The 20600-nt window shown below is 47.8% G+C and carries 20 protein-coding genes and 1 pseudogene; 10 read left to right on the plus strand and 11 right to left on the minus strand.

The features are described from left to right. Positions 1–135 precede the first annotated feature (135 nt). The 3 genes from rpsI to GEV47_RS16605 form a co-directional block, all read right to left on the minus strand. Positions 136–528: a 30S ribosomal protein S9 gene (gene rpsI / locus GEV47_RS16595; RefSeq protein WP_153235888.1), complete on the minus strand. Its 393-nt coding sequence runs from the start codon at positions 526–528 to the stop codon at positions 136–138. A gap of 9 nt (positions 529–537) precedes the next feature. Next, positions 538–966 (minus strand): 50S ribosomal protein L13, encoded by a 429-nt coding sequence (rplM, locus tag GEV47_RS16600; protein WP_153235889.1) that lies wholly within the window; start codon positions 964–966, stop codon positions 538–540. Between the two features lie 221 nt (positions 967–1187). Beyond that, positions 1188–1553, minus strand: a complete 366-nt coding sequence (locus tag GEV47_RS16605; RefSeq protein ID WP_153235890.1) for a TfoX/Sxy family protein — start codon at positions 1551–1553, stop codon at positions 1188–1190. A gap of 73 nt (positions 1554–1626) precedes the next feature. Between GEV47_RS16605 and GEV47_RS16610 the strand changes: the two genes are divergently transcribed. Together GEV47_RS16610 and GEV47_RS16615 are read left to right on the plus strand one after the other, a co-directional pair. After that, complete coding sequence (locus tag GEV47_RS16610) at positions 1627–2073, plus strand: OsmC family protein (protein ID WP_153235891.1); 447 nt, start codon at positions 1627–1629, stop codon at positions 2071–2073. Positions 2074–2140: 67 nt separating this feature from the next. Continuing rightward, positions 2141–2395: a transcriptional regulator gene (locus tag GEV47_RS16615; protein WP_153235892.1), complete on the plus strand. Its 255-nt coding sequence runs from the start codon at positions 2141–2143 to the stop codon at positions 2393–2395. Positions 2396–2481: 86 nt separating this feature from the next. Here the strand turns inward: GEV47_RS16615 and coq7 are convergent, their stop codons facing one another. From coq7 to GEV47_RS16655, 8 genes and pseudogenes are all read right to left on the minus strand, one after another. Beyond that, positions 2482–3117: a 2-polyprenyl-3-methyl-6-methoxy-1,4-benzoquinone monooxygenase gene (gene coq7, locus GEV47_RS16620; RefSeq protein WP_153235893.1), complete on the minus strand. Its 636-nt coding sequence runs from the start codon at positions 3115–3117 to the stop codon at positions 2482–2484. Between the two features lie 36 nt (positions 3118–3153). Beyond that, the gene (locus GEV47_RS16625; RefSeq protein WP_228124761.1) at positions 3154–3987 is read right to left on the minus strand and encodes a DUF3025 domain-containing protein; all 834 of its coding nucleotides are present in this window, start codon (positions 3985–3987) and stop codon (positions 3154–3156) included. Positions 3988–4065: 78 nt separating this feature from the next. Beyond that, positions 4066–5058, minus strand: coding sequence for a sulfonate ABC transporter substrate-binding protein (locus GEV47_RS16630; protein WP_153235894.1), 993 nt, complete (start codon positions 5056–5058; stop codon positions 4066–4068). Between the two features lie 35 nt (positions 5059–5093). After that, a complete protein-coding gene (locus tag GEV47_RS16635; RefSeq protein WP_194270690.1) occupies positions 5094–5906 on the minus strand; it encodes a Crp/Fnr family transcriptional regulator in 813 nt (270 codons plus the stop codon). Positions 5907–6015: 109 nt separating this feature from the next. Continuing rightward, positions 6016–6882 carry an alpha/beta fold hydrolase gene (locus GEV47_RS16640; protein ID WP_153235896.1) on the minus strand — a complete coding sequence of 289 codons (867 nt, stop codon included), beginning with the start codon at positions 6880–6882 and terminating at the stop codon, positions 6016–6018. 40 nt (positions 6883–6922) lie between these two features. Then, positions 6923–7990: pseudogene (ssuD, locus tag GEV47_RS16645) on the minus strand (FMNH2-dependent alkanesulfonate monooxygenase); the annotation flags it as partial. 11 nt (positions 7991–8001) lie between these two features. Further along, positions 8002–10422: a TonB-dependent receptor gene (locus tag GEV47_RS16650; RefSeq protein ID WP_228124762.1), complete on the minus strand. Its 2421-nt coding sequence runs from the start codon at positions 10420–10422 to the stop codon at positions 8002–8004. Between the two features lie 184 nt (positions 10423–10606). After that, entirely contained in the window at positions 10607–11023 is a 417-nt protein-coding gene (locus GEV47_RS16655) for an acyl-CoA thioesterase (RefSeq protein ID WP_153235898.1), read from the minus strand. 97 nt (positions 11024–11120) lie between these two features. On the opposite strand from GEV47_RS16655, the gene GEV47_RS16660 reads away from it, so the two are divergent. From GEV47_RS16660 to GEV47_RS16695, 8 genes are all read left to right on the plus strand, one after another. Further along, a complete protein-coding gene (locus GEV47_RS16660; RefSeq protein ID WP_153235899.1) occupies positions 11121–13004 on the plus strand; it encodes an ABCB family ABC transporter ATP-binding protein/permease in 1884 nt (627 codons plus the stop codon). A 5-nt stretch (positions 13005–13009) separates the two neighbouring features. Beyond that, the gene (locus GEV47_RS16665; protein WP_153235900.1) at positions 13010–13945 is read left to right on the plus strand and encodes a LysR family transcriptional regulator; all 936 of its coding nucleotides are present in this window, start codon (positions 13010–13012) and stop codon (positions 13943–13945) included. 349 nt (positions 13946–14294) lie between these two features. Beyond that, positions 14295–15581 carry a Glu/Leu/Phe/Val family dehydrogenase gene (locus GEV47_RS16670; RefSeq protein ID WP_153235901.1) on the plus strand — a complete coding sequence of 429 codons (1287 nt, stop codon included), beginning with the start codon at positions 14295–14297 and terminating at the stop codon, positions 15579–15581. 429 nt (positions 15582–16010) lie between these two features. Next, complete coding sequence (locus GEV47_RS16675) at positions 16011–16982, plus strand: amino acid ABC transporter substrate-binding protein (RefSeq protein WP_228124763.1); 972 nt, start codon at positions 16011–16013, stop codon at positions 16980–16982. A 160-nt stretch (positions 16983–17142) separates the two neighbouring features. After that, positions 17143–18096: an amino acid ABC transporter substrate-binding protein gene (locus GEV47_RS16680; protein WP_153235902.1), complete on the plus strand. Its 954-nt coding sequence runs from the start codon at positions 17143–17145 to the stop codon at positions 18094–18096. Positions 18097–18254: 158 nt separating this feature from the next. Then, entirely contained in the window at positions 18255–19007 is a 753-nt protein-coding gene (locus GEV47_RS16685) for an amino acid ABC transporter permease (RefSeq protein WP_153235903.1), read from the plus strand. Positions 19008–19009: 2 nt separating this feature from the next. Continuing rightward, positions 19010–19705: an amino acid ABC transporter permease gene (locus GEV47_RS16690; protein ID WP_153235904.1), complete on the plus strand. Its 696-nt coding sequence runs from the start codon at positions 19010–19012 to the stop codon at positions 19703–19705. A 101-nt stretch (positions 19706–19806) separates the two neighbouring features. Continuing rightward, positions 19807–20532, plus strand: coding sequence for an amino acid ABC transporter ATP-binding protein (locus tag GEV47_RS16695; protein WP_153235905.1), 726 nt, complete (start codon positions 19807–19809; stop codon positions 20530–20532). Positions 20533–20600: the final 68 nt, after the last annotated feature.

The raw sequence follows: 20600 nt of genomic DNA on the forward strand, positions 1-20600 counted from the left end.
AGACATAGCACCGCTGAGGCGATTTTGAGTAAGTTATTATAAAAGCAAAAAACCGCCAGGTATGGAACCTGACGGCTTTTCTTGATACCCAAAAGACATAGAATTTTTTGTAGTCGAAAATACGACTGAAAAAAATTAACGCTTCGAGAATTGTTTTGCGCGACGTGCTTTGCGCAGACCAACTTTTTTACGCTCAACTTCACGTGCGTCACGAGTAACGAAGCCTGCTTTAGACAGTTCCGATTTCAGTGTTGCATCGTAGTCGATCAAAGCACGAGTGATACCGTGGCGAACTGCACCAGCCTGGCCAGACTCGCCGCCGCCGCTGACGTTGACTTTGATGTCGAAAGTTTCAACATGGTTAGTCAATTCCAACGGTTGACGGATGACCATCAAACCAGTTTCGCGTGAAAAATATTCGCTTGCTGGCTTACCGTTAACAATGATTTGGCCAGAGCCAGATTTGATAAAGACACGAGCTACAGCACTCTTGCGACGGCCGGTCCCGTAATTGTAGTTACCGATCATATCCGTTCCTTAGATGTCGAGTACTTGTGGTTGCTGTGCAGTGTGCGGATGATTACCATCTGCGTACACTTTCAGCTTCTTGATCATTGCGTAGCCAAGCGGGCCTTTAGGCAACATGCCTTTGACTGCTTTTTCTAACGCACGACCTGGAAAACGCTGTTGCATTTTCTGGAAATTTGTTTCGTAGATCCCACCTGGATAACCAGAGTGACGGAAATACGTTCTATCAGTTGCTTTAGCACCGGTCACACGCAGTTTGCCTGCATTGATAACGACGATGAAATCGCCTGTATCGACGTGAGGAGTAAATTCTGGTTTGTGTTTGCCGCGCAATCGGAGTGCCACTTCGCTGGCAACACGTCCGAGGACTTTGTCCGTCGCGTCAACCACGTACCAATTACGCTGGACTTCATGTCCTTTAGCGGAAAAAGTTTTCATGTTGACTTCCTAAATAATAAAATTCGCTCAAATGGTGGTTCCATCGCCTTAAAAATACAGTTTTCACCGTAGTTTTATCCAACCCTGACAACAGACTCGGCCTTATCATCTTTTCCTGAGCAATCGGGAAAGCCGCAAATTATAACGGAATCAAGGACTTGGCGTCAATTTGATATCGCGAATTTGCTTAAATGTTGTGCATTCTTAACGATTGAGCTTATTTAAGCGTTACTTTTTTGCCACTTTTTCTTGCGTGCCGGCGCACGCAGGGCGGCTGCCAAGGCTTTTCTCGCCCAAACCAATAATTCCTGCTGATCTTCCAAAGCGGCTTCCGGCGGCATGTAATATTTCATTGCCCCTATCCGGCCATTGCTCAATTCATAAGTAAACTGTTCCAAACCCTGCGCCACCCATTCTGCTTCGCTCATGCTGTCTGCTTTCAAAAAAAGCATGTCATCATAAATAATGGCAAAAAATAACTCATCGCAATACAAACCATAGCCACCAAACATGCTTTTGACGCGCAAACTACCGAGTGGGGCAAGTTGCTCGCACAACCATGCAACGTATTCATTTTTCTTAGCCATCGTAGAGAAAACACTAGAAATAAAGAGCAGTTAGAATAGCTGCAAATTTACTACTTTTACAGGATTGACGCATATGGAATGCACAGTACGCTGGACCGGCTTGTCCGGGATGACATTTGTAGCTGAAACCGGCTCCGGTCACGCAGTAACGATGGACGGCGCTCCCGATGGCGGCGGTCGCAATCTGGCACCGCGTCCGATGGAAATGGTGTTGCTCGGCACCGGCGGCTGCACTGCCTATGATGTGGTGTTAATTCTGCGCAAAAGCAAACAAGATATTCGCGGTTGTGAAGTTACGCTGACATCTGAACGCGCGGATAAAGAACCGAAAGTGTTTACCAAAATTCACTTCCACTTCACTGTCACTGGCCGTAATCTGAAACCGAATCTGGTAGAGCGTGCGATTAATCTGTCGCATGAAAAATACTGTTCAGCATCAATCATGCTGGAAAAAACCGCTGCGATAACGCATAGCTTTGAAATCGTGGATGATTTGGCGGAATTACCGCCTAGCGAATAAGCACCACTATCGTCTCATGCATGTCGGCAAGCGCTGCGCTTCCCGACATGCGCCACCGGAGAGGCAAATGAATCTGATCGAAAATGATGAAAAAACAGATTTTTATGCGGTGTTAACCGCACGTAATCTGAACGCAGATGATTTTTCGCTAAAGGAGCTCGATACGACCGATCCAAAAACGGACGAAATACTCGCGCTCAAAGGATTTGTTACAGTGACGCGAAAGAGCACGCAAAAACAGGCGCAATATCCCATCGGAGACGGATCAATCTGGGTCCAGGAATTTCAGCGAGATCTGGACGAGGGGCTATTTAATAGTTGACGTTCACATACACCACCGTCATTCCCGCGAATGCGGGAATGACGGTGGTGTGATTATGGGCCTGCGTAACGTCAATAGGTAACTCATTAAACGTAATACGCAACCGTCGTCATCACTTTCGACATCGCCTGCATCGCCTTTTGTACCGGCAACGGCATGTCACTTCCACCCAACGTTTTGGCGGCCTCGCCATGCGCTATTTCGTCTTCGCGCATTTGCTGCACGATCGCCCGTGATTTTGCATCTTGCACCGGCAACTCTGTCAAATGACTGGTTAAATGCGCTTCCACTTGTCGCTCTGTTTCTGCGACAAATCCCAAACTACGTGCATCACCTAAACGCGCAGCAACTGTACCAAGCGCGTACGATCCGGCGTACCACAGCGGGTTCAAGAAACTAATATGCGATCCCAACTCACGCAAGCGCTCTGCAGTCCAGGCTAAATGGTCTTCTTCTTCACGACCAGCATCAGCAAATTGCTGCTTGACCGCCAGACCATGCGCAAAGCGGCCTTGCGCGTCATATAAAGCTTGCGCGCAAACTTCACCGACATGATTGACACGCATTAAACCTGCACTATGTCGGCGTGATTTATCATCCAGCTTCTCTTCATCGCTATCTATAATTTGTGCGGCAGGATTGGGACGCGATGCAGTGGCGATGCCTCCTATCACGCGTAATGCGCGGTCAACGTCAATGATGGCTTGGTCTATTAGTGACATGATATGAAGAACTAAAAAGAAGATGGCGCGATTTTATCAGACCGCACGTTTAGGCCGAAACACTGACGTATCCGCATAGAATTCATCATCCTGATTTTCCGCCCAGCCCGGCACACCTAATACTGGTAGTGGCGTCAATTGGCCAATGCTACACCCTTCCGTCGCCAGGAGCGTTGCGACATGCTCGTCTATCCAGTTTCTTTTGACGGCATCAGACCAGCTAAAGAAATCATCTGGTGCTGACACCACCAAAGTATGTGCGGTAATCGCTTTATACGGCCGCACCAATTTTTCTATCAAAGCATGGCCAAACAGCCATACCTCAGCCTCGTTGCCAAACAACGCTCGTTGCTGAACAAAAGCTGACTGCCATTGATGCCCGCGTAAAGCTGCAACCAAGGGCTGCGCTGTCGCGCCTTCCCGCACCACTAACAATGCCGCATTTTCGTCAAAAATTGTTACCGCATCGCGTGTGGCACCTCGTGGCTTACCGCTGCCCGATAAAGTGCCAGCTTTCGCCAATTCTGCCGCTTGCAAAGCATTTAAGCGCGCTTTCGTTGCAGGAAAAGATAACCAGATTAAGGCGTTAAAAAAATCATGCAAATTTTCTCGCGTCGGCACCAATCCCGTGTCACTGATAAACGCTTCATACGCCATCGTTTCAGGCAGCGCAGTTTGCGGCACAAAGCTGATAGGTAAGCCTCGCGGATTATGGATAGCCGCTGCCGTTGCAAGTTGATTCAGCAATTGCTGCCAATCCGGCGCTTGCACCAGTTGCATACCGACAGCGCGTAACGGTGCCAGCCATGGCTGCTGCCAGTCTATTGTGTCGAGAAAGTGAGAGTTTGATGAGGAAATTTGAATGCGCATATTGCGCGTATTTTACAGCTTCCAACTGACTCCATCTCCCACATCCGAGAGATGGCTTAAAAAATCATTGCATATTGATCAAGCTGCGCCAGCCGCCAACCAAGGCGGTGCTGCATCATGCACATTGATTTTTTTGGGGATCAATTTCAAATTAAAGAAGGTGTCTGCAACCACCTGCTGCTCTCCTAAAATCGCATTGGTCACAGGCAGTGTTCCAAACCCGGAACGCTTGATCATGACATCCACTATCGGTTTTGGCAGACCTAGTACAGCGGAATATTCTGCGGCTAAATCACTCGGATGATCCCTTCCCCATAAATCAATTTTATTCACTTCTTCAATCACAATTTTGAGAACATCGGCATTCTGCTTTGCATAGTCTTTTGAAGAAAAATAATATTGCCGATTTTGCACCACACCAGTTGCATCCACTAAAATCCGCGCCGACATGGTTTTTTCAGCTGCAGCCAAATACGGCTCCCAAATCACCCAGGCATCCACCGCACCTCTCTCAAAAGCCGCTCGCGCATCAGCCGGGGCAAGGAATGCAATATCCACATCGTTATAATGCAAACCATTTTTCTCTAACAACTTCACCAGAAAATAATGCACGTTGGAACCTTTGTTCAACGCGACTTTTTTTCCTTTCAGATCACGCACGGTTTTAATCGCAGAGGCATTCTGCACCAACACCGCTTCCATCGAAGGATGCGGCACCGTCGCTGCCGCATAGATCAACGGAGAGCCGGCTGCTTGTGAAAAAATCGGGGGTGCCTCACCAACATCACCAAAGTCGATTGATCCCACATTAAGCGCTTCCAATTGCACTGGCCCAGCGGTGAACTCAGTCCACGTAATGGTGACGCCCAACGGCGCCAGACGCTTTTCCAAAGTGCCGCGATTTTTCAACAGGCTTAACAAACCTTTTTGATTACCGATACGGAGCACTCGTTGCGCAGCCCTCGCATTAAACGGCGTGAAAGCCGCTACTGCAACGACACTCAGTCCCGCTGCCAACCAGCGACGACGTTGCTCGGCATGAAGATTACTTGGCTTTTTCGAAATATTCATAGTCTTGTCTTTATCATTCATAGGGTAAATCATCATCAGACGGCACTTAATCTTTCCAACGCCTGCCAATCAAAAATCGTCACTTTGTTGTATTCAATCGCTACAATATTTTTCTCTGCTAACCAGCGCAATTCTTTGCCAATACTTTGACGCGATGCCACCAATAATGACGCTAAATTTTCTTGCGATAATTTGATATCGATATCAATACCATTTTGTCCATCCTGCCTTGTTCGCCCGTATTTCCCTCCAAGATAAAGCAAGCGTGCCGCCAGTTTGCTGCGAAATGATGCCAAGGAAAGATAGCTGGCGTAATCCTGCAATTGGCGATTACGCTGACACAGCATCGTCACCACAGATGACATCAACTGCGGGGAATTCACCAACTGCTGAAGAAAAATGGTTTTCGGAATATAGGCCAACACCGTTTTGCCATGCGTACGATAATCATGTGCAATCGGTGCGCCATCCATCACCGGCACGATGTTGCTGATTTCCATCGGCGGTATGTAGTTCATCACCACCCGCTTACCTTCGACATTGCCAATCGACAGTTCCAGTGAGCCGGAAATAACCAACAATAGAGATGCGCCAATCTCACCTTTGGCATAGATTAAAGTTGAATCAAAATGCGATTGCATTCTGGCCGCAGCACACAGCACTTCCAGCGTTGCATCCGGCCAGCCAGGGAAGTTTTTTCTCAACGATTCAGCCAAAATACGCCGCCAATTTCTTGGATGAATCTCTTCGACATATGCACTTGCACGTTTCGACTCTGTTTTATCTAAGAAGTTATCTACGTTTTCTATATTCTCAGCATCGTGCGACTCTAATTGGACAACACTCATTGCCATTCCCCGGAAAAATCTCCTTTCCAGTATAAAGAGAGTTCAACCAACTAAAATAGAATAAAAATACGTATGCATATATGATTTCTAGAAGTTATTTGCAATCCAATTACGCAGCTAAAAAATCTCTCACCAAAGCGACTTGTTCGCGATGCAAAAATGTTGGTGCATGCCCGACACCAACGACTTCTACCAACGCGGCGCGCGGGCCACGCTGCGTCAGTTCCATCGCCGTTTCTCGCGACAACATGGTGGATTGCTCACCACGAATCAGCAGAACGCGGCAAGAAAGTGCGTCATATAACTTCCACAATGCTTGCTCGCCCTGCTGCGCAGTCACTTGCGTTGCCGCCAACAACGGTACTGATAAAGCGGGGTCGTAATGCAACTCCCAAGCGCCGTCCGCGGATTGACGTAATGCGTTGCTCGCCAACACCTGCCATTGCGCAGCACTATGCGGCCCTACTCCTGCAGAGATTTTTTGCACATATGCTGCAGCCTCATCAAATGATGAAAACTGCAAATTCTGTGCAACATGAGTTCCCAATGCTCGCATGGCATCTGCACGTAATGCCATACCTACATCGTTCAAAATCAAATTGGTGACGATGTATCCGGATAAGGAAGCAAGTACCATGGCGACAATTCCGCCTAACGATGTTCCCAATATTGAAAACTGCCGGAGCTGCAAATCGTCCAGCAACGTTACGACATCTTTTACATATTGTTCTACTTGATAATACTGAGGATCAGCCAACCTGTCAGATAGGCCGCGCCCCACCAAATCCGGGCAAATGATGCGATATGTTTGCGCCAATTCTTGCGCTATAAAATCAAAATCACCTGATGCCCGCACCAAGCCATGCAGACATAACAGCACGCGCGGGTTATTGATGTCTCCCCACTCTTTGTAATGTACCGTGTGCGTTCCAGCAGGCGAAGACGATGCGACAAAACGTGATTGAAATGAAGTCATAAAAAGTAAATCTATATCAGTTATTTTGCAGTAAATGCGGACGCAACAAAGGAAACACTAATTCAGCGAAACGCTCTGCCTCTTCCAAATGTGGGTATCCTGAAAAAATAAAACTATCGATCCCCAGATCAGCATATTCATGGATACGATCCGCCACCGTTTGCGGATCACCCACCAACGCAGTTCCTGCGCCGTTTCTGACTAAACCAATCCCTGCCCACAAATTCGGAGACACTTCCAAGTTGTCCCGCTTACCGCCATGCAAAGCAGTCATACGCTGTTGACCAACCGAATCATGACGCGCAATCGCCCGCTGCGTGGTTGCAATCACTTCGTCAGATAGATGCGCAATCAAAGCGTGCGCATCGGTCCAAGCCTGATCGCTGGTTTTACGCACGATGGTGTGCAAGCGAATTCCAAAGCGCAATGTGCGTCCTTTGTTTTCTGCTTTTTCTTTGACTTGACGAATTTTCTCAGCAACAGCTGCGGGCGGCTCTCCCCACGTCAAATACACATCCACATGGTCAGCGGCGATATCGTGCGCCGCCAGCGACGAACCTCCGAAATACACTGGAGGATGCGGTTGCTGCACCGGCGGATAAAATATTTTGGCATTTTCCACATGCAGATGTCTTCCTTTGTGACTGACACCTTCCTCACTAAAAAAATTGTTCCTGGATGCGTCTTTTAACGTGTTTTTCCAGATGTGCAAAAACTCATCAGTCACCTCATATCGCTGGTCATGCTCAAGAAACACGCCGTCCCCATGCGCTTCATCCACATCAGCGCCCGTGACAAAGTTGATCAACAAACGGCCATTGGAATAGCGATCTAAAGTTGCCGTCATGCGTGCTGCAAAAGTCGGCGATATCACCCCTGGCCGGATCGCTATCAAATAGCGCAAATTTTCCGTCCATGGCACCAGACTTGACGCAACTACCCATGAGTCTTCACAAAATCTGCCGGTGGGAATCAGCACGCCGTAATAACCTAATCGGTCCACCGTTTGCGCAATCCGCTTCATGTATTCCAGGCTTGCGGGACGGGCACCAGCAGCACCCAAATCATGCCCATCACCGTGGGTAGGAAGAAACCAGAAAATACTCATCACGCCTCCGTTTAAAAGTTATAGCGTGCAGTCACGCCAAGCGTACGCGATTGCCCCACCGATGCGTTGTAATACAAGCCGCTAGCCTGGGTTCCGGCACCTGCGGAATAGACCGCCAGGTAGTAATGCTTATCGAGCAGATTACGTGCCCACAACGACAGTTCCCATGATTGATTTCCATTGAGATTTACTCGCCATCCGGTCGCCAGATTTACTAAGCCATACGCTGGAATTTCAGAATAGATGGAGTTATCGGCGGCACCGAATGTTGAAGAGCGCCAGGCATAGCTGCCCGCTACATACTGATTCACGTTATCGCTCACACGATATTGATATTCCGCCGACAAGTTTGCAGTCCAGCGTGGAACACCTGCCAACGGCTGCCCTGTCAAATTGCAACTGGCTGGCGCATGCGGCAAATCAGCGATTTCGGCCGGACATGGGGCTTTTTCATAGGACAAATAGGTTGCGTCAGTAAAGGATGTGTTGAAGCCCAATGTCAAACCTTGGCTCGGCTTGGCTTTCACCTCCAGTTCCGCACCGCGACTACGAACATCACCAACATTGACTAAGGTCGGTAAGCTGACACCATTTGCACCAGCCAGGAAGGTGGTGGCTTGATAATTGTTAACGCCAGTCCAGAAGAGATTGGCGTTAATTTGCAAACGCCTGTCTAGTAATTCGCTTTTGATACCCAACTCAGCAGAATTGGCGCGTTCGGGACCAATCAATAACGAACTACTACCCAGCGCAGGCGCATTGGAAACGCCGACGATACTCAGTCCGCCCGATTTTTCACCATGCGACAAAGTGACATACCCCAACACATCCTGATCAAGCTTATAGCTCAAGTTCAACAATGCCGAAGGACTGAAATTATGTATCGTCAAATTGCCCGAATCATAGGGACTCAAGCCAAAGGTGCTCCAGTACGGTGCCGTGCCTGGAAGCGTATTGAGTGGCGCCTCCCGGTTAACCCAGCCACTTTTTTCTTCATAGGTTCCTCGCAACCCCGTGGTCACATCAAAGCGACTGGTGGCATGCCAGGTATCCTGCGCAAACAAAGCATAGCTATTGGTATCGATTTCTCCGGGAGAGTTTGAAATGACATTATTCAAAATACCCAGATTTTTACCGACGATACCAATATCCGCCTTGGGACCATAATCAAGAAAAGTATCGTTGTTCAGATGTTGATGGAAATAATAAGCTCCCACGACGTAATCAAAAGCCCCGCCAGTCGGCGAAGCCAAACGCACTTCTTGTGAAAACTGATTGTCGTTGTCGGAGGTGCCGTAATTGACCAATGTTGGTGCGAACACGCCGTTAACAGGTGTGTAATCCCAATAACGCCACGCTGTCACTGACGTTAATTTGAAGCCATCCGTCAAGCGCCAGTTTGCTTCCGCGGAAGCGCCACCTTGATGGACGCTGACGTTTTGATTCCCGTTGAAATTGAGTCGATACAAATCTGGATTGGTAACCGGTTCATTGCCAAGCAATTTACTCACCGCCAGATATTTATTCACGCCATTCACGGTGGGGCCGATGCTATATAACACTGGCACACCGTTGGTAAAATTTTCTTCGCTATAGTCGGCGATCAGACGCAGGCTAAAACTATCATCCGGCTTATACAACAATTGGCCGCGAATGCCACGCCGCGTACCACCGTTGAGATTCTCGCCATTGGCAAGATTTTCCACATTGCCGTCTTGATGGGTGTCCGTAACCGTTAAACGACCAGCCAGGGTTGCGCTAATCGGCCCGGACACGGTCGCTTTTCCTTGATAATAGCCATGCGAACCAGCGGCAGCCTCAATGCTGTTTTCCGGCGTAAAAGTAGGTTCGCGCGTGCTGATATTCAACAATCCGGCAGTGGTGTTTTTGCCAAACAAGGTTCCTTGCGGGCCGCGCAATAAAGCGATTTGATCGATATCGAGCAGATCGGTGACCGCCATACTGGCGCGACCTAAATACACATTGTCGAGATAAATCCCGACACTGCCGTCAATCCCGTCGCTGTTGCCGGAATTATTGCCAATGCCGCGCACGCCAATACTGGCTTGACGCGGTTGCGCCAGCGTGACTGTGGTATTGGGCAGCAGCTGTTGCAAATCCTGTACGGTATAGACCCGCTGATCTTCCAGCGTTTTGCCACTTAAGACACTGATAGCAACTGGCACATTCTGCGCATTTTCATCACGTCGGCGCGCACTAACTGTCACTGTTTGCAGTGTTTCTGCTGTTGTTTCTGCCGCTTGTGCTTGATCGTATTTATTGGCGTCGGTGATTTTTGCCGCACTGTTGATACTATCGTCAGCCGCTTGCGCATATACCGGATAAGCGGCCATCAACGCCGGCATAACGATGATTAAACCTGCCGACGAGCGCCAGGATGGATGTCGTAACTTCGTTGCTATGATATTCAATGCATCACTCCCAGTGTCGATTTTTCACATCATTTGATGAGAAAATTATCGCTGGGGATTGCTATCGAATCTGGTGTGGAGGCGTCATTTCAACATATGCAATTGGCATATGTTTATGTCGATCTGATTCATAAGGCTTCTGAAAAAAGAGTCGGAGAATTGTCTTTACAGACGCCCTGACAGCTTAAGGTAATGGTGGAATCTGTCTTGGCTTTCTATCAGGGCCAGTCGCCACATAGGTCAAAGTAGCCTCAGTCACTTTGACGATTTCTTTTTGCAAGCGATTGCGTTCAGCATAGACCTCGACGCTGACGGTAATAGAAGTATTGCCAACTTTGATGATATCGACATAAAACGACAATAAATCGCCAATGAATACTGGTTGTTTAAATACAAACGAATTCACTGCAATGGTGGCTACCCGTCCGTTCGAACGACGGGTGGCGGGCAATGAGCCTGCAATATCGACTTGCGCCATAATCCAACCGCCAAAAACGTCACCGTATACGTTAGCATCGGCCGGCATCGGCATAACGCGCAATTGCGGCATTTTATTGGCTGGTAATGAATCAGGGGCACTACTTTTATTTTGTTCGGACATATCAATTCCTCTGAGTAAGCGCATCTAAACGCAATGATGACTACAATGCTACATTGCTGCACAGCATAAACTATCTCACAATAAATTAATTGTCTCCATGCGAAATCGCTCCGCCTCATCTGCCCCATTATCACCAGACACACCATCAAAACGTAATGACTGGGCAACCTTAAAAACACTGCTTCCATATTTATGGACGTATAAATGGCGCGTGTCGCTGGCGTTGCTGTTTTTGATCGGCGCCAAACTGGCCAGCGTTGGCGTGCCGTTAGTCTTGAAACGCTTGATCGACAGCATGACCATCACGCCAACGCACTCGATATTGGTGTTGCCGCTGGCGATCTTGCTTGCCTATGGCGCATTACGGTTAAGCACTACGCTGTTCACTGAATTAAGAGAATTTGTCTTTGCCAGAGTCACGCAACGCGCGGTACGCACCATCGCATTGCAAGTGTTCCGCCATTTGCACTCGCTCTCGTTACGCTTTCATTTGAATCGCCAGACCGGCGGCATGACACGCGATATAGAACGTGGCACGCGTGCCGTTTCTTCCTTGGTGTCGTATGCGTTATTCAGCATCTTACCAACCCTGGTTGAGATCACTTTAGTACTCAGTTATTTGGTACTGCACTACGATATCTGGTTCACCGTTATTGCCGGTGGCGCGTTAGTCACTTACATCAGTTTCACCGTGATCGTGACAGAATGGCGTACGCATTTTCGCCGCACGATGAACTCCTTGGAATCACGCGCAAGCACCAAAGCGATTGATGCGCTGATCAATTATGAAACCGTTAAATATTTCAGCAATGAAGAATATGAAGCGAATCGCTACGATGAAGGATTAAAACAATACGAAACAGCCGCAGTCAAATCACAGACGTCGCTATCGCTTTTGAACACCGGACAATCGCTGATTATCGCCATCGCCGTGACGTTGATTTTATGGCGTGCAACACAAGGTGTGATCGACAAAAAAATGACGCTTGGCGATTTGGTATTGGTGAATTCGTTCATGCTCCAACTCTATGTACCGCTCAATTTTCTTGGTGTCATTTACCGCGAAATCAAACAAAGTCTGGCCGATATGGAACGCCTGTTTGCAGTACTTGATGAGGGGCGCGAAATTGCGGATGCGGACGATGCCAAACCTCTCGTTATTCACAATAGTCCACAGATTAATTTCTCGCACGTCGACTTCAGCTATGAAAGCAAGCGCCAAATTTTGTTCGACGTTGATTTCACCATCACCGCTGGCACCACCACCGCCGTAGTAGGACATAGCGGCTCAGGTAAATCGACGTTATCGCGTTTGCTATTTCGGTTTTACGACATTAATGATGGCTGCATCACTATCGCAGGACAAGACATACGTGACATCACCCAAGCCTCATTGCGGCAAGCGATTGGCATTGTGCCGCAAGATACTGTCCTATTTAACGATAGCATCGAATACAACATCGCCTATGGCAAACCCGGCGCATCGAAAGAAGAAATCATTGCCGTCGCCAAGGCTGCGCATATCCACGACTTTATCGTATCACTGCCGGATGGTTATGCCTCCATGGTCGGTGAACGCGGTTTGAAATTATCAGGTGGTGAAAAGCAACGCGTCGCGATTGCCCGCACCTTGCTCAAAAATCCAGCACTGTTAATTTTCGATGAAGCGACTTCCGCTCTCGATTCCAAATCGGAGCAAGCGATACAAAGCCAGCTAAAAGAAATCGCCAAGAATCGCACTACGCTAGTCATCGCTCATCGCTTATCAACGATCGCGGATGCTGAACAAATTTTGGTACTGGATCACGGTCGAATTATTGAACGCGGCACGCACACACAACTACTGGTTGCCGATGGTGCCTATGCGCAAATGTGGGCGCGGCAGCAGGCACATCCTGAGGAGTTGGAGAAAAATTTGCCATCCTCTGCGTCACCGGTACCGCTTTCCGAAGACGTAACGACGTTGAGTACGTTAGGATAGCGCCCATGGAAAGCAAATGGTTAGAAGACTTTATTTCGTTGGCTGAGACACATAGTTTTAGCCGTTCAGCAGAGTTGCGTCACGTCACGCAACCTGCGTTCTCACGCCGGATTCAATCGCTGGAAGCGTGGCTGGGGGCGGATCTGATTGATCGCACATCGTATCCGACGCGACTGACCGCTGCGGGTGAAGTGTTTTATGAACAGGCGATGGAAATGTTGGGGCAAATAAATAATGCCCGAGCGTTAATGCGCGGCAAGCGACCAACGGCGTTGAGCACCGTGGATTTCGCGGTCCCTCATACTTTGTCGCTGACGTATATGCCACGCTGGATACGCATGCTGGAAAACGATTTTGGGCCGTTGAGTACGCGTTTAATTGCGTTGAATGTGCATGATGCGGTAATGGCGATGATTGATGGTGGTTGCGATTTGCTGTTGTGCTATCACCATCCGCGTCAACCTGTGCAGCTAGATACCAGTCGTTATGACATGCTGACTTTGGGCACAGAAGTATTGCGCGCATATTCTCACTGCAGTAAAGCCGGCGTTCCCGATTATATGTTTCCAGGGAAGGCTGATGAGCCGTTACCTTTTTTGTCTTACACCAGCAATGCCTATCTTGGCCGTATGGTGGAATTAATTTTGGCGGATGTGAAAAAGCCTTTGTATCTGGAAAAACGTTACGAAACCGATATGGCAGAAGGTTTAAAAATGATGGCGCTGGAAGGTCACGGGGTAGCGTTCTTACCGGAGTCTGCTGTCACACGAGAAGTGAAGTTAAAGCACTTGGCACGTGCCGATGGCAATTCACCTGAATGGGAAGCAGCGATGGAAATTCGCTTGTATCGAGAACGCCCAACACCGCAGCGACCTGGCAAACCAGTGGTAGAGCGATTGTGGAATTATTTGGTGCAACAACCTAGTAAAAAATTGAAGTAATGAAGCGGTAATTCAGGACACCGCTTTGCCTGCACATTCAAAATCAACAACTATGCGCAGATTGCATAGATACATGCGCACAAAGCATTGGAATTGCTGCACTGCCGTGTTCTACGATGCGGCACGGCTTTTGGATATACTCACAAGTTGCTAATTCAACTGAATTGGCGGGATAGAAATTGATGTATTTTTTCGTCTGGCAAGGCGCGACGAGGAGTCATAGCAAGCTATGGCGACGACGAGCAACGCAGGCAGGAGAAAAAAGACGCAATTTATACGCGCTAATTCAGTTGAAATAACGACTCGAGTACCCGGCCACCCGATTGTAATCAAGGAGCAGAGGTTCACTATGACTAGCAAGCATGAAGTCCCATCCTATTTAACCTCACATGGCATTGGTCCATGGGGTGATTATCTCGAACAAATTGACCGCGTTACACCTTATCTGGGCAACTTGGCCCGTTGGGTAGAAACCATGAAGCGGCCGAAGCGTATTTTGATCGTTGATGTACCGATTGAACGCGACAACGGCACAATTGCCCACTTCGAAGGTTATCGCGTACAGCACAATACTTCACGTGGTCCAGGTAAAGGTGGCGTGCGTTTCCACCAAGACGTCACACTGTCTGAAGTAATGGCCTTATCCGCTTGGATGACGGTTAAAAATGCGGCTGTGAACGTTCCATACGGCGGTGCAAAAGGCGGTATTCGTGTTGATCCAAAAACACTGTCCCGCGGCGAATTGATGCGTCTGACGCGTCGCTATACCAGCGAAATTAACATCATCATTGGCCCTAATAAAGACATCCCTGCACCAGACGTTGGCACCAACGAGCAAATCATGGCGTGGATGATGGATACTTTCTCGATGAATCAAGGTAGCACTTCATCGGGCGTGGTCACGGGCAAGCCAATCTCACTGGGCGGTAGCTTGGGTCGCCGTGAAGCGACTGGCCGTGGCGTGTTTGTGGTCGGTTGCGAAGCTGCGGTAAAACGCGGTCTTGAGATCAAAGGCGCAAAAGTCGCGGTCCAAGGTTTTGGTAACGTTGGCGGTATTGCAGCACGTTTATTCGTTGACGCTGGCGCCAAAGTGGTGGCAGTACAAGATCACCTTTCGACTGTCGTCCGTGATAGCGGCCTGGATATCGATGCGTTACATGCGCATATAGAAAAAACTGGCAGCGTCAAAGGTTTCAGCGGCGGTGATGAGGTTGCAGATCGTCAACAGTTCTGGGCAACCGACTGTGACATCTTGATTCCAGCAGCGTTGGAACAGCAAATCACTGCAGAGAATGCCGGATCAATCCGCGCAAAAATCATCCTGGAAGGTGCGAACGGCCCAACCTCACCAGCAGCTGACGATATCTTGCACGATAAAGGTGTACTGATTGTGCCAGACGTAATCGCCAATGCTGGCGGCGTCACGGTAAGTTATTTTGAATGGGTGCAGGATTTCTCAAGCTTCTTCTGGACTGAAGATGAGATCAATTTGCGTCTGACTCGCATCATGCGTGAAGCTTTCGCCTCGGTATGGCATTTGGCCGAAGAGAAAAATGTATCATTGCGCACTGCAGCATTCATTACAGCTTGTACCCGTGTTCTACAAGCGCGTGAGATGCGTGGTTTGTACCCTTAATTGCTTTACCTAGTAGTCTGTCCAATTGAATCCAAAGGATAGAAGTTGCTAGTTTTTTCGCCTGGCATATGTAAATCGTCGTCATAGTTAATTACGACCATGATGAGCAGCACAGCCAGGCGAAAAAGCGTAATTTCCCCTTACCGATTCAACTGAACGAACAACTATCATTACAACGTATCTTTGGTTTTGAGGATGCGCTATAGTCGAATGTTTTCTAATTGCAATTTATTGCAATGCGGAAAAACATGTCATCTGTGTAATTTCCATTGCACGCACTGCATTTTGGCACATGGAAAATCAGCGAACACAGTTGGCATTGATGCGTTCATTCAATGCCAGCTGTGTTGGCTTGAATTTTGCATAATCCACAAAGTGGCAAAACAACATAGCGACACTTAAGCGTATACCTTAAAGGAGAATAGTTTGATGATGGTGGCCAATAACAAAAATAGCAGCCTGACGAAGTCAACAAAATCGTCAGTACAACGTCTTGCCGAACTTAGTGGATTAGCCGTTTTGCTCAGTGTCAGTGTAGCCAGTTTTGCGGCAAATGTAGCGCCTAACACTGGCAACAACAGCGTTATCAATAGAATTCGCGACACCAAAACTCTCACGATTGCTTATCGTGATGCAGCAATTCCGTTTTCGTTTTTAGATCAGAATAAAAAGCCGGTTGGCTACACGATTGACTTATGCTTGCAAATTGCTGAGGCGATTAAACAGCAATTGAAATTGTCGCAGTTAACAATTGCTTATGTCCCAGTGAGCACTTCCAATCGTATTGATGTCATCGCAAGTGGCAAAGCTGATTTGGAATGTGGCACCACTACCAACACGGCGGAACGACGCCAGCATGTTGCGTTTACCATTCCCCATTTTATGGCTGCGACACGGATGGTGGTAAGAACAAATTCAGGTATCAAAAACTGGCCGGATTTACGTGACAAAAAAGTCGCTACGACCAAAGGTACTACCAGCGTGAAATCGTTGGCTGACCGTGGTCAAGTACGCGCATTGAACATGACCGTAGTTGAAGGGAGTGATCACAATGAATCGTTTGGCATGGTGGTAAATAAAACCGCCGATGCTTTTGCGATGGATGATGTGTTGCTATATGGTTTACGCGCTGCGGCCAAAGATCCTGAGGCCTATATGGTTGTCGGCGACCCGCTGACTACCGAGCCGTACGCCATAATGCTGTCGAAACAAGATCCGGCATTTAAAGCCCTGGTTGACCAGGACATGGCAAGCATTATCCAGGATGGAGAATTAAATAGTCTCTATAAAAAATGGTTTTTAAGTCCGATACCAGCGAAAAACATGATGAATATGAACATGCCTATGGGTTATTTGTTCAAAGAGTCATTACGTTTCCCGTCTGACAAGGTCGCTAATTAAAAGCCGACATAAGTATGCCAAAAAAAACAAGAGCCAAAAAGCCAAAAACTACAGCACCAACGTTTTAATGAGATTGCGAATTAATAAAAGTACAGGAAACATGTGCATTATTTCGCAAGAATTTTGTTAAACTACACGAACATTTACATCAGGAGTCATTATGAAGGCATCAAAGTTAATCGTCGCTTTACTAAGCGTAGGTTTAGTTTCTATTGCTAGTTCGGCACAAGCTCAAGCGCTGACCGGCACATTGAAAAAAATCAAAGACACCGGCACAATCACGCTGGGCGTACGCGATTCCTCCATTCCATTTTCTTACATTGACGATAAACAAAACTACATCGGTTACTCAATCGACCTATGCTTGAAAGCCGCCGATGCCGTTCAGAAGCAGCTTGGCCTTGCAAAACTCAATGTCAAAATGGTGCCAGTGACTTCTGCTACTCGTATCCCTTTGATTACTAACGGTACAGTCGATCTTTCTTGTGACTCCGCCACCAACAATATCGAACGTCAAAAGCAAGTCGCTTTTGCACCGACGATGTTCGTGACTTCTAACCGTATCCTTGCCAAGAAATCAGCCAACGTCAAATCTCTGGCGGATTTAAAAGGTAAAACAGTTGTTTCAACTTCTGGTACATCCAATCTGAAGCAATTGACTATCCTGAACGGCGAGCGCAACCTTGGCATGAACATCTTGGCTGCAAAAGATCATGCAGAGGCATTCTTGATGGTTGAAACTGGCCGTGCAACAGCATTTGTGATGGATGACATTCTGTTATCTTCATTGGCTGCAAGCTCAAGAAACCCTAACGATTACTTCATCGCTCCGGAAGCTTTGTCGGTTGAGCCATACGGCATTATCGAACGTAAAGATGATCCGGACTTCAAAAAGGTCGTCGATGCAGCTTTAGCGCATGTGTATCAATCGGGTGAAGTGAATGCCATCTATGCAAAATGGTTCCTGAAGCCAGTTCCACCAAAAGGCGTTAATTTGAATGTGCCTATGAGCCCGGCACTAAAAGCCGCACTTGCTAAGCCGACTGATTCTGGCGATCCTGCAGCCTATGCTGTTGAGCCTGCAGCACAAAAAGAATCAAATAAACAGAAGTAAGCTAAGGTCGAAATAAATTTTAGCTAAATAAAACAGGGGGGCGTAAGCCTCCCTGTTTTGTTATTTTGACAAATAAATAATGTAAAGGTATCTCGACAAACCGTCGTCGCCTTAAGGTGCGCAGTAGGTTTGCAGAGGTACTAACAGGGGGATTTAATATGCATTACAACTGGAACTGGGGCATCTTTTGGCAAGACTCCCCAGACGGTGTTCATACTTACATGGATACCTTGCTTGAAGGTCTGAAATGGACAATTGCGCTGTCCGTTTCTGCCTGGATTATGGCACTCATTATCGGCACTATTGTCGGCACTATTCGTACTATGCCGAACAAATGGGCTGTGCGTATCGCCAATGGCTACGTCGAATTATTCCGCAACATCCCACTGCTAGTGCAAATGTTCCTGTGGTACTACGTCATGCCGGAATTGGTGCCAGCAGGTTTAGGCGACTGGATCAAAGCCTTGCCAAACGCATCGTTCATCACGGCATTTTTGGCGCTGGGTTTTTTCACGTCATCGCGGGTGGCGGTACAGGTTTCTGCCGGTATCAACGCTTTGCCGCGCGGACAAAAATTGGCTGGAACCGCACTCGGTTTGACGCTGCCACAGACATACCGTTATGTGCTGCTGCCGATGTCGTTTCGCATCATCGTGCCGGCGTTAACCAATGAATTCGCAGCGATTATCAAAAACAGCTCGGTCGCACTAACCATCGGTTTGGTCGAACTGACTGCAGCAACTTACTCGATGCGTGAATTTACATTCCAGACTTTCGAATCACTCACTGGGGCGACGGTTATTTACATCATCATCTCTGGTTTAGCTTTGCTGTTTGCACGCTTCGTCGAGAAAAAAATTGCCATTCCAGGTTTCATTACCTCCGGCAGTGCTAGCGCGGGAGGTCATTAATCATGTTTTCACATTTTGATTTTAATGTCATTGAACGCTCTTGGTATTACCTGTTTACTACTGGTTTGAAATTTACCTTGATGCTGACAATTTCCGCGATGGTGGGCGGAATTATTTTCGGTACGATATTGGCGATGATGCGTTTGTCGCACAACAAAATCATTTCGCTGATTGCAACTAGCTACGTCAATTTGATCCGTTCGGTTCCTTTGGTGCTGGTGATTTTCTGGTTCTACTTCCTCGTGCCATTTATCTTCGCGTGGATGACCGGCGCATCGGAACCGATTCCTGTCGGCGCATTTTCATCAGCATTGATTACCTTCATCTTGTTTGAAGCTGCGTACTATTGCGAGATCATGCGCTCCGGTATTCAATCGATTCCACGTGGCCAGGTTTCGGCCGGCTATGCGTTGGGAATGAATTACTGGCAAATGATGGGCAGTGTCGTATTGCCGCAAGCGTTCCGCAATATGATTCCGATTTTGTTCACACAAACCATCGTGCTTTTCCAGGACGTTTCACTGGTTTATGTATTAGGTTCAGTGCCAGAATTTGTCACCGTTGCGTCAAAAATTGCGCAGCGTGATGGTCGTTTAGTGGAAATGTATGTATTTGTCGCAGTGGTGTATTTCGTGATGAGTCTCGGTTTGTCACTGTTGGTCAAGAAACTGCAAACCAAAACGGCAATCATTCGCTAACCGCTGGCAAAACAAACGTCATTTGGCGTTAACGTACAATAGCGCCAAAATTGTAAAACAGCATTCGAGCATTAAGTCATTAAGTATTAGGAGAAATATCCATGATTAAACTTAACAACGTCAGTAAATGGTACGGTCAATTTCAAGTCTTGACCGATTGCACCACTAGCGTCTCCAAGGGCGATGTGGTGGTGGTGTGCGGCCCTTCCGGCTCTGGTAAATCGACCTTGATCAAAACAGTAAATGGTCTTGAGCCTTTTCAAAAGGGCGATATCACGGTAGATGGCGTTTCGGTTGGCGATCCAAAAACCAATTTATCTAAACTGCGCGCGCGCATTGGTATGGTGTTTCAGAATTTTGAACTGTTTCCCCATATGTCGATTCGTGAAAACTTGACCATCGGTCAAGTTAAAGTGTTAGGCCGCAGCCAAGATGAAGCGAATGAAAAAGGCTTGAAATATCTGGACCGCGTAGGTTTGATCGCGCAAAAAGATAAATTCCCAGGCCAGCTATCGGGAGGTCAGCAGCAGCGTGTTGCTATCGCCCGCGCCTTGTCGATGGATCCGATTGCAATGTTGTTCGATGAACCAACGTCCGCACTCGACCCAGAAATGATTAACGAAGTATTGGACGTGATGGTCGGCCTGGCACAAGAAGGCATGACCATGATGGTGGTAACCCACGAAATGGGATTCGCCAAGAAAGTCGCCAATCGCGTGATCTTTATGGACAAGGGCTTGATTGTCGAAGATGACAAGAAAGAAGACTTCTTTGGTTCGCCACGTTCAGACCGTGCGCGTGATTTCCTGGCGAAGATTATTCATTAATTATTCGTCAAATATTCACTACGCTTGTTTTTCGCTTTATCGAAAGCCGCTACGGTCTCAACCGTGGC

This window comes from Glaciimonas soli (genome assembly GCF_009497155.1).
Classification (GTDB): domain Bacteria; phylum Pseudomonadota; class Gammaproteobacteria; order Burkholderiales; family Burkholderiaceae_D; genus Glaciimonas; species Glaciimonas soli.